The sequence below is a fragment of the Weissella kandleri genome (assembly GCF_045504165.1).
Classification (GTDB): Bacteria; Bacillota; Bacilli; order Lactobacillales; family Lactobacillaceae; genus Weissella; species Weissella kandleri_A.
Window position 1 is genome coordinate 44,983 of the sequence record NZ_JBJJNY010000006.1, and the last position, 15,083, is coordinate 60,065.

Below are 15,083 nucleotides of genomic sequence, written 5' to 3' on the forward strand. Positions count from 1 at the left end.
GGCGAAATGGTAGCTTCTTTGGAAGATATTCAACGCCGAGTTGCCTCAACGAAAAAGACGCGTCAAATTACGGCAGCCATGCAAATGGTTTCGACCTCAAAGTTAAGCCAAATCCAACGGCAAGGCGGTTCATATTATGATTATGCCGACCGTTTACATGATATGGTGGCCCACATTGCGGAAGCAAATATTGCTAATCCGGCGGGAACTTTGTTGGAACAACGTGAAGTTAAGAAAGTTGGTTTCTTAGTTATTACGTCTGATCGTGGTTTGGTGGGCGGTTATAATTCAACAGTTCTTAAAGGATTGATGTCAATTATCCATGAACGTAAACTAAAGCCCGAGCAAATCGAGCTATTAGTAATTGGTGGAAACGGGGCGGATTTCCTAAAAAAGCGGGGCTATGATTTAGCTTATGAATATCGAGAGGTTTCTGATGTTCCCACGTTTAACGATGTGCGCGAAATTGTTAAGACCGTTACAGAAATGTACGATAATGCGGTCTTTGATGAACTAACAGTTGTTTATAATCACTTTGTGTCACGGATTTCAAATGAATTCCGGGCTGAAAAAATGTTGCCAGTTACGACGGATGATATGGTTGATCCTAATGGTGAGACCACAGTTCATGCCGAGTATGATGTTGAACCATCCGCAGAAGCAATTTTGCAGGTGATTTTGCCACAGTATGCGCAAAGTTTAATCTATGGAGCAATCCTAGATGCTAAAACGGCGGAACATGCGGCCTCATCAGCAGCAATGTCATCAGCCACTGATAATGCCAAGGAAATTATTGATCGACTTGATCTACAATATAACCGGGCGCGTCAGAGTGCAATCACGACTGAAATTACTGAAATTACTGGTGGAATGGCAGCTCTTGAATAGAGCTTGTTGCAACACCATTGAATTTGTTTAGAAAAAGGAAGGATAACGACAATGAGTACCGGACGAGTTGTACAAGTCATTGGACCAGTCGTTGACGTTCAATTCCCACTAGATGGTCAAATTCCTGACATCAATAATGCTTTAATCATTGATCGTGGTGATGAAGCAAAATCATTGACTGTCGAAGTTACTTTGGCCTTAGGTGACGGAGTTGTACGAACGATTGCCATGGACTCAACTGACGGCTTGCAACGTGGTATGGCTGTAGAGGACACTGAAGGACCTATTTCAGTACCTGTTGGCGAAGTTACGTTGGGTCGTGTCTTTAATGTTTTGGGTGAAACCATTGATGGAGGCGAAGAAATTGGAGCTGATGTTCAGCACGATCCAATTCACCGTTCAGCACCTGCTTATGATCAATTGAAAACATCAACTGAAATTCTAGAAACTGGAATTAAGGTTATTGATTTACTTGCTCCATATGTACGTGGAGGAAAGATTGGTTTATTCGGTGGAGCTGGAGTTGGTAAGACCGTTTTGATTCAAGAGTTGATTCACAACATTGCGCAAGGACACAATGGTATTTCTGTCTTTACTGGAGTTGGGGAACGTACCCGTGAAGGTAATGACATGTACCACGAAATGATGGATTCTGGTGTGTTAAAGCAAACCGCCATGGTCTATGGACAAATGAATGAGCCTCCTGGAGCACGTATGCGGGTGGCATTGACTGGTTTGACAATTGCGGAGCACTTCCGTGATGTTAACGGTCAAGATGTGCTATTGTTTATTGATAATATTTACCGTTTCACACAAGCTGGTTCTGAGGTTTCTGCCCTATTGGGACGGATTCCATCAGCCGTTGGATATCAACCAACCTTGGCGACTGAAATGGGACAATTACAAGAACGAATCACGTCAACCCAAAAGGGATCAGTTACGTCAATTCAGGCGGTTTATGTGCCAGCCGATGACTATACCGATCCTGCACCTGCCACGACTTTCGCCCATTTGGATGCGACGACTAACTTGGAGCGTTCATTGACGCAACAAGGTATTTATCCAGCGGTTGACCCATTGGCTTCAACGTCAACGGCTTTGACTCCTGATATTGTTGGTCAAGAGCACTATGAAGTGGCAACGCAAGTTCAACAGACTTTGCAACGTTATCGTGAACTCCAAGACATCATTGCTATTTTGGGAATGGATGAGCTTTCAGATGAGGAAAAGACCACCGTTAACCGCGCTCGTCGGATTCAATTCTTCTTGTCACAACCATTCTCAGTGGCGGAGACGTTTACTGGGTTAGATGGACAATATGTACCGATTGCAGAGACAGTGCGGAGCTTTAAGGAAATTTTGGATGGTAAGTATGATGACCTACCAGAAGAAGCTTTCCGAAATGTTGGGGCGATTGAAATGGCCGTTGAAAAAGCCAAGACTTTGGCTTAGTGAGGTATTGCCATGAATGAACACAGCTTTAAGGTATCCATTGTGACACCAGACGGCGTGGTCTTTGAATATGATACTGCCACGCTTGTTGTGTTGCACACAACGGGTGGTGAGTTAGGTATCATGGCAAATCACGTGCCGGTCGTTACTTCACTTGAAATTAGTGAAGTACGGGTAGTTGACGGACAATCAGATACGAAAGAACGCCTAGCAGTTAATGGCGGATTTGCGGAATTCTCAAGAAACATTTTGACGATTGTTGCAGATTCAGCCGAGCGCTCAGGTGATATTGATGTGACTCGGGCGGAAAGTGCCCGGGCACGGGCCGAGCGCGCTTTGCGTGAGGCCCAAGAAGCACATGATGAACACGAAGTTCGTCGGGCACAATTCGCTTTGCGGCGGGCTGTTACTCGAATTCATGCAGCATCAACGAAATAAACTTAAATTGCAGTGGGATTTTTTGACCACTGCTTTTTTTGTCGCCAAAAGTTCAGATTTTTGTTAAGATTAAGATTATAGAAAAGGTTCTAATGAGGTTAGAAAATTACCCAGGTAATTAGACAAAAACGAGAGTCGTTTCTAACCAAGAGTCAGAAAAGTAAGGATGAGCAGTTTTATGATTGTATTATCAGGAACTATTGGAGCAGGGAAAACTAGCCTTGCCACGTTTTTAGCAGAACACCTGGGCTCAGAAGCCTATTATGAGTCAGTTGATGACAATCCGATTTTGCCATTGTTCTATGAAAATCCGAAAAAATATGGTTTTTTGTTGCAAAACTATTTTTTAAATAAGCGTTTGGAAAATATCAAAGATGCCCAAGGTTCACATTTAGATGTGATTGACCGTTCTATTTTTGAAGACCAATTGTTGTTCCAATTGAATGCTGACTTAGACCGCGCGACGCAAACGGAAGCCGAAATCTATAGCGATTTATTACATAATATGATGGAACAAGTGGATTATTCTGCGAATGCGACGATTAAGACCCCCGATTTGTTAATTTACGTGAACGTTTCATTTGAGACGATGCTTAAGCGAATTGAAAAGCGTGGTCGCTCGTATGAACAAGTCAATCAAGATCCAAGCTTATATAATTATTATCAAGAATTGACCCGCCGATATGTGGCTTGGTTTGATCAATATGATGCTTCTCCTAAGCTAAAGATTGATGGTGATCAGTTAGATTTTGTTGAAAATGAAGATGATTTGGCAACAGTATTCAATTTAATTGACCAAAAAATTAAAGAATTGCGAATCGAGGGATAATTAATGTTAGATATTAAGTATTTAAGAAATAATCCAGATGAAGCGAAGGAACGTTTAGCCGGACGTGGTGTTACGGCGGAAATGGTTGATAATTACTTAGCTTTGGATGTCAAGCGGCGTGAGATTTTAGTGCATGTTGAAGAGCTAAAGGCGCAGCGAAATGTTGTTTCTGATCAAATTGGGCAAAAAAAGCGAGCAAAAGAAGACGCTAGTGCGGTGATTGCAGAAATGCAGCAAATGGCCCAGAAGATTAAAGCCTTAGATGAACAAGTGGAACAGATTGATGCTGATTTGAAGCAACAAGCTTTGCGTTTTCCTAATTTACCGAATCCAAGCATTCCGGTTGGAGCTGATGAAGCGGCTAATCGTGAAGAATTAAAATGGGGAAACATTCCTACCTTTGATTTCACCCCCAAGGCGCACTATGAAATTGGTGAAGCTTTGGGAATTTTAGATTGGGAACGCGGAGCGAAGGTATCGGGAGCCCGCTTCGTTTATTACATTGGACAAGGGGCCCGCTTAGAACGCGCCGTATATAACTTTATGTTAGATGAACACCGTAAAGAAGGATATACCGAGGTATTACCACCTTATTTGGTTAAAGATGCTGCGATGTTTGGAACTGGTCAGTATCCCAAGTTTATGGATGATGCATATCGGGTTGGGACAGATGCCGAAATGACCTTAATTCCAACGGCGGAAGTACCATTGACGAATTATTATCGTGAAGAGATTTTAGATGGTACTGATTTGCCAATTTCATTAACAGCTTTGGCACCCTCTTTCCGGCAAGAAGCTGGATCAGCTGGGCGCGATACACGCGGATTAATCCGGATGCACCAGTTTAATAAGGTCGAGATGGTTAAGTTTACGACCGAAGCTGACTCTTATCGTGCCTTAGCTCAGATGACAAAGGATGCAGAGAATATCTTGCAAAAGTTAGAGTTACCATATCATGTTATTACGCTTTCGACGGGAGATATGGGCTTCTCAGCCGCTGAAACCCATGATTTAGAAGTTTGGATGCCTGAGCAAAATCTTTACCGTGAAATTTCTTCCGTTTCAAATACAGAAGCCTTTCAAGCGCGGCGAGCTAAGATTCAGTATCGAGATGCGAATGGACAATTACATTTCGCACATACGTTGAATGGTTCAGGATTGGCTGTAGGGCGGACCGTAGCGGCAATTTTGGAAAATTATCAAAATGCCGATGGTACGGTGACAGTTCCGGAAGTATTGCGACCTTATTTTGGAGCTAATCAAATTATTGCTGAACGCGATTTACATTAATTTAAAATTGATGTTCTGACAGCTAAACTGGTAACAGTTTGGCTGTTTTTTAATAACTGAGTGGTGATAAATTGACGAGATACATTTAAAATAATTCCAACGATGAAAAAATGAAATATGTGGGGGTAAGTCTAAAATTCTGTTAAAATAATAGTAGTGGAGTGGATTGAAAGGAGCAAACAATGATGAAGATTATTGCGTTTGGAATACGAGAAGATGAGCAAGTAGCAGTTGATGCGTGGGTGGCTAAGCATCCGGGTGTACAAGTTGACACGACTAATGAGCTTTTAACGTCAGAGACCGCGCCGATGGCAGCTGGCTACGATGTGGTTAATATTTTGCAAGCGGGTGTCCCCGTGGGTGAAGCAACTTTGAAGCCGTTGGCAGACTTAGGTATTCATATTTTAACTTTACGGAATGTAGGAACTGACGATTTAGACTTTGAAATGTTGAAAAAGTATAATTTCCACGTTTCAAATGTCCCCCGCTATTCACCAAATGCGATTGCGGAGCATGCAATGATTCAAATGGCGCGTTTATTCCGGCATATGAAACAGATGGATATTAAAGTTTATCGGCATGATTTAGCCTGGGCCCCAACGATTGGTCGGGAAGTTCGGAAACAAACGATTGGAATCGTTGGAACGGGAAATATTGGTCGCGTAGCAATTCAAATTGCAAAAGGATTTGGCGCCAAAGTGATTGCTTATGATAAATATCAAAATCCAGAATTGGCCGCCCAAGGGGTGTATGTTGATACTTTGGATGAGCTATTAGCACAAGCCGATGGAATTTCATTGCATGTGCCGGGTATCCCGGAAAATCACTATCTAATTAATCCTGATTCGATTGTAAAGATGAAAGATCATGCCGTGATTGTGAATGCGGGGCGCGGAAATTTGGTCGATACTGATGCCGTGATCGCTGCTTTAGATAGCGGAAAATTAGATGGCTTTGCGATGGATACCTATGAAGATGAAGGTGGTCTCTTTAACGTTGATTGGGCTGGGCAAGACTTCCCAGATCCACGGGTTGCTGACTTAATCACGCGAGATAACGTACTTGTTTCACCACATACGGCCTTTTATACTTGGACGGCGTCTGAAGAAATGGTTGAACAATCATTGGATGCAGGATTAGCTTTTGTTAATGGTGAGATTCCCGAACAAGTCGTTAAATTTTAATGCTGCAAAAAAATTTACACGTGTGAAAGCATTGGTGTAAATTTTTTTCTATTTTTACCGTTTTAATTTGAAAAAAACACTAAAATGCGGTAGAATTTAATTGTAGACGAGTGTATGAATTTTCACATATAGTTGTTATTTATTTTCACAATACGCTGAGTATTAGATTAAAGGGGATATATTATTATGGCAAAGATTTTTGCATATGGTATTCGAGACGATGAAATTCCATCATTGAACGGATGGAAAGAAGAACATCCAGAAGTAACAGTGGATTATACTCAGGAATTATTGGATCCTGAGACTGCTAAGTTAGCTGAAGGATACGATGCAGTCAACGTTTATCAACAATTAGACTATACGCGTGAGACTTTGACAGCTTTGCATGAAGTAGGAATCAACAAGATGTCATTGCGTAATGTTGGAACTGACAACATTGATATGGATGCAGCACGCGAATTTGGATTCCAAATTTCAAACGTACCAGTTTATTCACCAAATGCGATTGCTGAGCACTCAATGATTCAAATGTCACGTTTGCTTCGTCGGACTAAGGCTTTGGATGCAAAGATTGCTCGTCACGATTTGCGTTGGGCTCCAACAATCGGTCGTGAGATGCGGATGCAAACAATCGGAATTATCGGAACGGGTCACATTGGTCGGGTTGCGATGAAGATTGCTCAAGGCTTCGGAGCAAAGATTGTTGCTTATGACCTTTACAAGAACGACGAAGTTGAAGCTCAAGGTTTGTATGTTGATACTTTGGATGAGTTGTATGCTCAAGCTGATGTTATCTCATTGTACGTTCCAGGAGTTCCTGCTAACGATCACATGATTAATGCTGACTCAATCGCTAAGATGAAAGACGGCGTAGTAATCGTGAACTGCTCACGTGGAAACTTAGTCGACACTGACGCAGTTATTGCTGGTTTGGACTCAGGAAAGATTTCTGACTTTGCCATGGACGTTTATGAAGATGAAGTTGGATTGTTCAATGAAGACTGGGAAGGTAAAGAATTCCCCGACGCACGGATCGCCGATTTGATTTCACGCGAAAATGTTTTGGTAACACCTCACACTGCTTTCTATACAACTAAGGCAGTTTATGAGATGGTTACGCAATCAATGTCAGCTAGCTTGGACTTTATCAATGGTGTTACACCAAGTATTGCCGTTGAATATTAAAATTAGTGATTAATAAGTGAGTTAAGTCAAGGTCCTGTCTTAGTTGATTGATGTTTTGGAAAAAGAATTCTGCAACTAAAGCGGGCCTTTTAATTATGGAGATGATATTATGGATTATTTTGACGGGAGTTACCAGTTAAAGGCCAAAGACTTCTTCTTTAAAATCTTGAGTGGGTCAGCCCAAGGAATTTTGATTGGTGTTTTGCCTTCAGCGGTGTTGAAGTATTTATTGAAGCTTTTCATTACGCCTGGGGTGGTTAATTGGGCTTCAGATTTGAATGCGATTTTAGTTTTGTTCCAAACGTTTATCCCAGTCTTAATTGGGGTATGTATCGCTTTGCAGTTTAAGATGAAACCTTTGGATGTTGGAACCTTGGGAATTGCGGTGGCTGCTGCATCTGGTTCAATCAAGTGGGGAACGGCGCCAGCTGGCTTCATGAACCCAATCACGCATGTGAAGTCAGCCACGGCTGCTCCGATTTATGTCGCTTCAGGAGCCGGGGATGTGATTAATGCCATGATTGTGGCCGCGATTGGAGCCTTAGCAATTTGGTTGATTGCTAAGTACTTAGGCGGATTTGGTTCTGTCGCAATTATCCTTACACCAATTGTTGTTGGTGGGGGCGTTGGTTTGATTGGTAAAGAAATCGCTCCTTATGTTGGTTCAGTTACAACTTGGATTGGACAAATGGTTGAGACCTTTACACGACTCCAACCCGTGCCGATGGCTATGTTGATTGCGATGACCTTTGCGATTATCATTATTACCCCAGTTTCAACGGTTGGAATTGCCTTGGCGATTTCTTTGGCCGGTGTTGGTTCAGCGGCAGCTGGAGTAGGTGTGATTGCTACGACCGTTATTTTGTTGATTAACTCAATTAAGGTTAATAAAAAGGGAACTTCAATTGCGATTTTCTTGGGAGCTATGAAGGGAATGATGCCTTCTGTTTTCGCTAAGCCGGTGACGATGATTTCATTCTTAATCACAGCTGCTATCTCAGGAATTCCAGTTGCGTTGATGAACGTTCAAGGAACGCCAACTTCAGCTGGATTTGGTTGGATTGGATTGGTTACACCAATTCAAGCCGTCGCAAAGGATGCTGCTGACGCACAATGGATTAACAACTATGTTAATCCGTTGGTTTCAATTATTGTCTTCTTCGTAGTGCCAATTGTGGCAGGATTTATTGTTGATTACGTCTTAACTAAGATTGTTAAGTTGTATAAGCCAATGGATTTCCAACAAGAAATTTAATTGATAATTTAAAAGGACACTTCATGCGAGGTGTCCTTTTGTGTTGCTTGTAAAAAGGGTTAGAAGCAGTTAGAATAAAACTCGAAGTAGTAGGCTCATTTAGTAAAAAAAATTATTGAAAAAATATGGAGAAAGCAAGATGAATGAAATTATTCCAAATGGTCAAGGCACGTTAATGTCGATTTTATGGCCTTTAATTATTATGTTAATTGGGGCGGCGTTGGTCGCTGGAATAATTGCTGGCGGGCGAAAAATCTTTAAAAAATCGGCCGCTTATGGCCGTTGGATGGGCTTGATGACGGTGATTGGGAGTGTTATATTAATTGGGTATTATACCAATTTTATGGGGATGCAAGCTTGGGTGATGGATGTTTATAATCAGCAAGCAACCAAGCAAATTCAGCGGAAAGCTAAACAGCCGATTAGTCGAAAGCAGGTTGCACAGATGGTGATGCGTGATCAAAATCCTGATGATCGCTTTAATAAGCAAGGTTTTGTCGCCATCCCGAGTCGGGCAATTTTACTGCCAATTTATGATGATGCCTATTCAAACCAAGGTTTGAATCTAGGAGCGGATTTTGCTAACCGTACGCATGAAGATCCAAACGGTACCCAAGTTCCAGTGATGGGGCAGGGTAATTATGGTTTGGCAGCCCATAATTTTAATGATGGGCAAACCGGATTTAGTGCTTTGCAAGAGCGCTTGAATCAAAATCAGCCATATCTTCAAAATGGGCGTTTGAATGGTTCAAGTTGGTTAAATGGGAATAAAATTTACCTAGCGAATGCTGATGGCATTTATGAGTATGTTATTCGTGGTCAAAAAACGGTGCAAAAAGATGACGTCGGCGTTTTGGATTCGAGTCAAAATGCACAATTAACCATTATTAGTTGTCTATTTCCTAGTACTGAATATCGAATTGTGACATCGTCTGATTTAGTGCATAATTACAGTTGGGAAGCAGCGCCGAAACAAGTTATCGGCTACTTTAACTTAAAAGTTCAAAATACACATGCTCGCGCTGACTGGTATAATCCTGGAACTGAAGAAGGTGCCAATGGTGATGCTGGTGGGACAAAGTAGATTGATTTAAATATGGCAACGCTATTGGAAAAAATTATTAATAAATCTAATTAGATATTTTTGAAAGTAGAAGGGTGTGATTTGCTATTTTTTAATAAAATCTATTGATTTAAAGCAGGAAAAGGTAGGAAAGAAAATTGAAAACAATTGCGTTTGATGCATCGAATCAACCGTTAACAATTGCATTATTTGATAATCAAGAGCTAGTTAGTCAGTTTGAAACGAATCAAGTCAAAAATCATTCTGAACAACTACTACCTGGCATTGACCAGTTGATGCAAAACGCAAGGTGGCGTCCACAAGATTTAGATCGGGTGATTGTGAGTCAAGGTCCAGGTTCGTACACCGGGTTACGTCTGGCAGTTACTACAGCTAAGACGCTTGCTTTTACTTTGGGCTTAGAGCTCGTTGGCGTATCAAGTTTAGCGCTATTGGCCGCTAATGTATCGTCAACTGATGCGAAAGGTGCTTTAATAATTCCTTTAATGGACGCCCGAAATCAAAATGTTTATGCTGGTCAATATCAGTGGCAAGATGGACATTTAGTAAATATCGTTAGCGATCAGCATACGCCATTAAAAGCCATGCCTAGCCAAATTGAGCCACAGCAAGCAGTGATTTATGTGGGGGCTACTCCCGCGATGCAAGCAGAAATATTGAAACAGGTTCCTAGGGCCCAATTTGCGGCGGATAATTTACCACATGCTGCTAATTTGGCGCGGTTGGCAATCACAGAGCCGATTATCACGGCAGTGCATGCGATTCATCAGTTTAACCCACGCTATTTGCGGTTAACGCAAGCGGAAGTAAATTGGCAACAACAACATCCTGAGATAAAACGACAAGATTATGTGGAAAAAGTTAAATAAATGGTGGCAGCGTTCGCAACAACCGCTGGCGCCAGAAATCCAAAAATTTGAACAAACGATTGTTATTAATCAACAACATTATTTAATTGCCGTTGCAAAACAAGGGGATGTGGCGGATATTTTCGCAGTAGAAGAGGCTGCGTATTATGGCGTTACACCTTGGCCGCTTGAAGTCTTTGCGGATGAAATTGCACGGACGCACGAACGGTTATACTTGATTTTACGTACGGCTACGACTAATGAAATGGTTGCGTACGCGGGGGCTGTCTTTGCCGCCGGGGCGAAAGATGCTCACGTGACGAATGTGGCGGTGCTACCAGCTTGGCAACGGCAAGGGTTAGCTCAGGCGTTGTTGACGTATACAATGTCTTTGGCCGTGCAACATCATTATCAATCAATGACCCTAGAAGTGCAGGTCGATAATTGCAAAGCGCGCCGACTCTATCAAAAGATTGGCTTTACTGATTTGCGGTTACGCCGTGATTATTATGGTCCAGGGGTTGACGCGCAGGAAATGCGCGTTAGTTTAGGTGGTGAATTACAATGAACTATCAATTTACGACCCAAGTTATGGTAGCGGACTTAACGCGGATTACTGAACAGGCATATCAGTATGACGGTTGGACGTCCCAATTGTATGCACAAGATTTAAACCAAGCGACGAGTCGGTATTTAGCTATTAAGATTAATGATGAAATCATTGCTTTTTTAGGAGCTAGCTTAGTATTAGATGAATTTTCGGTGACAAATCTCGCGGTTTTACCAGCATGGCAAGGGCATCGTTTGGGCGAGATTTTGTTGAAAGAAGCGATGCGGCACTTACCGCAAGGAACGCGCTTATTATTAGAGGTGCGTCCATCGAATCAAAAAGCCGTGGCTTTATATGAAAGGATTGGATTTCAAACATATTTTATGCGGCCAAAATATTATCGTGATCCCATTGAAGACGCATATTTAATGGATTATACGATTAAGTAAGATGAATGAAAGGAAGATGGGAATGTCAGATCAAATCATTTTAGCATTTGAATCCAGTGCGGATGAAACGAGTGTCGCAATTGTGCAAAATGGCCAGAAAATTCTAAGTTTAGAGATTGCAACACAGATTAAAAGCCACCAACGGTTTGGAGGGATTGTTCCTGAAGTAGCTAGTCGGCATCACATTGAACAAATTACCGTATTGGTGGATGCAGCATTGACGGATGCTAATTTGACATATGATGATTTGACAGCTGTGGCAGTGACGTATGGTCCTGGTTTGGTGGGGGCGCTCTTAGTCGGCGTTACGGCGGCCAAGACTATTGCGTGGGCGCATCAACTTCCGCTAGTTCCAGTGATACATATGGCGGGACATATTAGTGCAGCTCAATTTGTTGAGCCAATTGTGTATCCTGCGTTAGCCTTAATGGTTTCTGGAGGGCACACTGAATTTGTGTATATGTCTGATGAATATCAATATCAAGTAGTTGGTGATACTCGGGATGATGCAGTCGGTGAATCTTATGATAAGGTGGGCCGGACCATGGGCCTAAATTATCCAGCGGGGAAAATATTAGATGAAATGGCGCATCGGGGGCAGGCGCGGTATGATTTACCGCGGGCATTAATGCATGATAATCGGTTAGATTTTAGTTTTTCAGGTTTGAAAAGTGCAGTGATTAATTTAAAACATAATGCAGAGCAACGTGGTGAGCAATTGAATGTTGATGATTTAGCAGCGAGTTTTCAAGCCGCCGTCTTAGATGTTTTATTGACGAAAACTCAACAAGCATTGCAACAGTACCCAGCTAAGACATTTATTTTAGCGGGGGGAGTGGCAGCCAATCAAGGCTTGCGTGACGGGTTAACCCAATTACTGCAAGACTTCCCGACGACGAATTTTGTACCAGTTCCGCGCGCACTGGCAGGAGATAATGCCGCTATGGTAGGGGCGGCTGGTGATATTGCTTATCGTCATGGTAAGCGAGCCGACTGGGACTTAAACGCCCGTCCCGGTGAGGAGTTTGAGTATTTGGATGCGGAGATGGAATTTAAAGTACCAGGGGTTGAAAATAATCGTCCATAATTAAAGTTAAAGGTTGAGCTAGAATGGTTCAGCCTTTTTAATTGCCTTTAGGGTTAATCAATTCATACTTTGAGTGGTAAATCATTCATAAAGATGTGAAGTATGATTAGGTTTTTGAAATTCCAACAAATAATGTAAGAGTAAAATGGTGCGATGGAAGGGAATCAAAATATTACCTGACTATTAATATAAAAAATAGGAGGAAAAGATTATTTTATAAGGATAACCAGATGTTTGGAAAATAATAAATTGAAAAAGGTAATTTTAACTAAAGTGAACGACAAATAAAATATATAAAAATGAAAATGCTTTCTACAAATTTAAAACTCGTTGTTACAAAAGTGTAATACAAAAAAATGGTGATAATGCTTGCAATCACTGGTTTGATAGGGTATCATAGTCAAGTACGTTGCTCGAAGGAAGGCCGCTTGGGTCTCCTGGATGGGGCAACGACAGTAACGAGCGATGATGTGAGAGGTTGCGACACACCCGGCAGCATTGCCACCGGAACCAATGCCATGGATTTCGGAGGGCGTGTTGGTTTTCTCACGGAGTTAGTCTCATATTCCAATATGGACGAAGGAAGGAGTCATCATGGCAAATAAGAAGATCCGTATCCGCTTGAAGGCATACGAACACACAATCATTGATGCATCTGCAGAGAAGATTGTTGAAACGGCAAAGCGTACTGGTGCTGAAGTATCAGGACCAATCCCATTGCCAACGGAGCGTACTTTGTACACCGTTTTGCGTTCACCACACAAGCACAAGGATTCACGGGAACAATTCGAAATGCGCACTCACAAGCGTTTGATTGATATTGTAAACCCAACTTCACAAACAGTTGATGCATTGTCAAAGCTTGAATTACCAAGCGGTGTCAACATCGAAATTAAGTTGTAATTCAGTTTCAGCTTAAAGTGATGCCTGATTAAGCATTAAAACTAATCAAATAAATTTATAAAAACAAAGGAGATAGTCATGACTACTAAGGGTATCTTAGGCCGCAAAGTCGGCATGACTCAGGTATTCACTGATAACGGTGAGCTTATCCCTGTAACTGTCATTGAATCTACGCCTAACGTTGTTTTGCAAGTTAAAACACTTGAAAACGACGGATACAACGCTATTCAATTAGGTTTTGAAGATAAGCGCGCAGTTTTGTCAAACAAGCCTGAGCAAGGTCACACTGCAAAAGCAAATACGACCCCTAAGCGCTACATTCGTGAAATTCGCGACGCTGAAGGAGAGTTTAACGTTGGGGATGAGGTAAAGGTTGATACCTTCGCTGCGGGTGAAGCTGTTGACGTTACTGGAATCACAAAGGGTCATGGTTACCAAGGTAACATTAAGAAGGATGGACAGTCTCGTGGACCTATGGCTCACGGTTCTCGTTACCACCGTCGTCCCGGTTCTTTGGGAGCTATTATCAACCGTGTCTTCAAGGGTAAGAAGTTGCCTGGACGGATGGGTAATCGTAAGCGCACAATGCAAAACTTACAAGTTGTACGTGTAGACGTTGAAAACAACGTCATCTTGATTAAGGGTAATGTCCCTGGTGCAAACAAGTCACTTGTTACGGTTAAGAGCTCCGTAAAAGCTAAGTAATAAGAACGAAGGGAGGATATAAACATGACTAAGGTTGCTTTATTTAAGCAAGATGGTTCAAACGCCGGTGAAGTTGAATTGAATGATGCAATTTTCGGAATCGAACCTAATAATAGTGTCATTACTGACGCCGTTTTGATGCAACGCGCATCAATGCGTCAAGGAACGCACGCCGTTAAGAATCGTTCAGCCGTTCGCGGTGGAGGACGTAAGCCTTGGCGTCAAAAGGGGACTGGACGTGCCCGTCAAGGTTCAATTCGTAGCCCACAATGGCGTGGTGGAGGAATTGTCTTCGGACCTACTCCACGTTCATATGCCTACAAGATGCCTAAGAAGGCTTATCGTTTGGCATTGAAGTCAGTGTTGTCACAAAAGGTTTTGGATTCAGCATTGGTTGTTGTTGATGCTTTGGCATTTGACGCACCCAAGACTAAAGAATTCAAGTCAGTTTTGAACAACCTGAACGTTAACGAAAAGACATTGATTGTTTTGGATGACAATAATACAAACGCTGCTTTAGCTGCTCGTAACTTGGAAAATGTTACAGTTATGACTGCCAAGGGTGTTAATGTATTAGATGTTATCAACAATGATAAGTTGGTTGTTGTTCAATCAGCTTTGTCACAAGTTGAGGAGGTTTTGGCATAATGGACGCACGTGATATCATTTTGCGCCCGATCATCACAGAGCAAACGATGAGCGTTTTGGATGAAAAACGTTACACGTTTGAAGTTGATGTTCGTGCTACTAAGCCACAAATCAAGAGCGCTGTTGAAGAAATTTTCGATGTTAAAGTTGAAAAGATTAACACTGCAAATGTGCGTGGAAAGTTGAAGCGTCAAGGACGTTTCTCTGGTTACACTAAGAAGCGTAAGAAGGCAACTGTTAAGTTGACTGCCGCTTCTAAGGACATTCAATTGTTCAACGAAAACTAAT

17 protein-coding genes are annotated in these 15,083 nt (G+C 42.0%); all 17 read left to right on the forward strand.

Going from position 1 to position 15,083, the window contains the following annotated elements:
* Positions 1-6 precede the first annotated feature (6 nt).
* The 17 genes from ACJQWY_RS04200 (at position 7) to rplW (ending at position 15,082) form a co-directional block, all read left to right on the forward strand.
* The gene (locus tag ACJQWY_RS04200; RefSeq protein ID WP_407076508.1) at positions 7-888 is read left to right on the forward strand and encodes a F0F1 ATP synthase subunit gamma; all 882 of its coding nucleotides are present in this window, start codon (positions 7-9) and stop codon (positions 886-888) included.
* Between the two features lie 51 nt (positions 889-939).
* Positions 940-2,340 carry a F0F1 ATP synthase subunit beta gene (gene atpD / locus ACJQWY_RS04205; RefSeq protein WP_407076509.1) on the forward strand — a complete coding sequence of 467 codons (1,401 nt, stop codon included), beginning with the start codon at positions 940-942 and terminating at the stop codon, positions 2,338-2,340.
* A gap of 12 nt (positions 2,341-2,352) precedes the next feature.
* Positions 2,353-2,778, forward strand: coding sequence for a F0F1 ATP synthase subunit epsilon (locus ACJQWY_RS04210; protein WP_407076510.1), 426 nt, complete (start codon positions 2,353-2,355; stop codon positions 2,776-2,778).
* Between the two features lie 178 nt (positions 2,779-2,956).
* Positions 2,957-3,607 (forward strand): deoxynucleoside kinase, encoded by a 651-nt coding sequence (locus ACJQWY_RS04215; protein ID WP_407076511.1) that lies wholly within the window; start codon positions 2,957-2,959, stop codon positions 3,605-3,607.
* A gap of 3 nt (positions 3,608-3,610) precedes the next feature.
* The gene (gene serS / locus ACJQWY_RS04220; protein ID WP_407076512.1) at positions 3,611-4,897 is read left to right on the forward strand and encodes a serine--tRNA ligase; all 1,287 of its coding nucleotides are present in this window, start codon (positions 3,611-3,613) and stop codon (positions 4,895-4,897) included.
* 185 nt (positions 4,898-5,082) lie between these two features.
* Positions 5,083-6,081 carry a D-2-hydroxyacid dehydrogenase gene (locus ACJQWY_RS04225; protein ID WP_407076560.1) on the forward strand — a complete coding sequence of 333 codons (999 nt, stop codon included), beginning with the start codon at positions 5,083-5,085 and terminating at the stop codon, positions 6,079-6,081.
* A 186-nt stretch (positions 6,082-6,267) separates the two neighbouring features.
* Positions 6,268-7,266, forward strand: a complete 999-nt coding sequence (locus ACJQWY_RS04230; protein ID WP_407076513.1) for a D-2-hydroxyacid dehydrogenase — start codon at positions 6,268-6,270, stop codon at positions 7,264-7,266.
* Between the two features lie 109 nt (positions 7,267-7,375).
* Positions 7,376-8,521, forward strand: coding sequence for a PTS sugar transporter subunit IIC (locus ACJQWY_RS04235; protein WP_407076514.1), 1,146 nt, complete (start codon positions 7,376-7,378; stop codon positions 8,519-8,521).
* A gap of 139 nt (positions 8,522-8,660) precedes the next feature.
* Positions 8,661-9,605 carry a class A sortase gene (locus ACJQWY_RS04240; RefSeq protein WP_407076515.1) on the forward strand — a complete coding sequence of 315 codons (945 nt, stop codon included), beginning with the start codon at positions 8,661-8,663 and terminating at the stop codon, positions 9,603-9,605.
* Between the two features lie 137 nt (positions 9,606-9,742).
* Positions 9,743-10,474, forward strand: coding sequence for a tRNA (adenosine(37)-N6)-threonylcarbamoyltransferase complex dimerization subunit type 1 TsaB (tsaB, locus tag ACJQWY_RS04245; RefSeq protein WP_407076516.1), 732 nt, complete (start codon positions 9,743-9,745; stop codon positions 10,472-10,474).
* Positions 10,455-11,021: a ribosomal protein S18-alanine N-acetyltransferase gene (rimI, locus tag ACJQWY_RS04250; RefSeq protein WP_407076517.1), complete on the forward strand. Its 567-nt coding sequence runs from the start codon at positions 10,455-10,457 to the stop codon at positions 11,019-11,021. Before tsaB ends, rimI (ACJQWY_RS04250) begins: the two co-directional genes overlap by 20 nt.
* Complete coding sequence (gene rimI / locus ACJQWY_RS04255; RefSeq protein WP_407076518.1) at positions 11,018-11,452, forward strand: ribosomal protein S18-alanine N-acetyltransferase; 435 nt, start codon at positions 11,018-11,020, stop codon at positions 11,450-11,452. Before rimI (ACJQWY_RS04250) ends, rimI (ACJQWY_RS04255) begins: the two co-directional genes overlap by 4 nt.
* Positions 11,453-11,474: 22 nt before the next feature.
* A complete protein-coding gene (tsaD, locus tag ACJQWY_RS04260; RefSeq protein ID WP_407076519.1) occupies positions 11,475-12,539 on the forward strand; it encodes a tRNA (adenosine(37)-N6)-threonylcarbamoyltransferase complex transferase subunit TsaD in 1,065 nt (354 codons plus the stop codon).
* 594 nt (positions 12,540-13,133) lie between these two features.
* Positions 13,134-13,442, forward strand: a complete 309-nt coding sequence (gene rpsJ / locus ACJQWY_RS04265; protein ID WP_057754187.1) for a 30S ribosomal protein S10 — start codon at positions 13,134-13,136, stop codon at positions 13,440-13,442.
* Positions 13,443-13,520: 78 nt separating this feature from the next.
* Positions 13,521-14,147: a 50S ribosomal protein L3 gene (gene rplC / locus ACJQWY_RS04270; RefSeq protein WP_407076520.1), complete on the forward strand. Its 627-nt coding sequence runs from the start codon at positions 13,521-13,523 to the stop codon at positions 14,145-14,147.
* Between the two features lie 24 nt (positions 14,148-14,171).
* Positions 14,172-14,795: a 50S ribosomal protein L4 gene (gene rplD, locus ACJQWY_RS04275; protein WP_407076521.1), complete on the forward strand. Its 624-nt coding sequence runs from the start codon at positions 14,172-14,174 to the stop codon at positions 14,793-14,795.
* Complete coding sequence (rplW, locus tag ACJQWY_RS04280) at positions 14,795-15,082, forward strand: 50S ribosomal protein L23 (RefSeq protein ID WP_057754195.1); 288 nt, start codon at positions 14,795-14,797, stop codon at positions 15,080-15,082. Before rplD ends, rplW begins: the two co-directional genes overlap by 1 nt.
* Position 15,083: the final 1 nt, after the last annotated feature.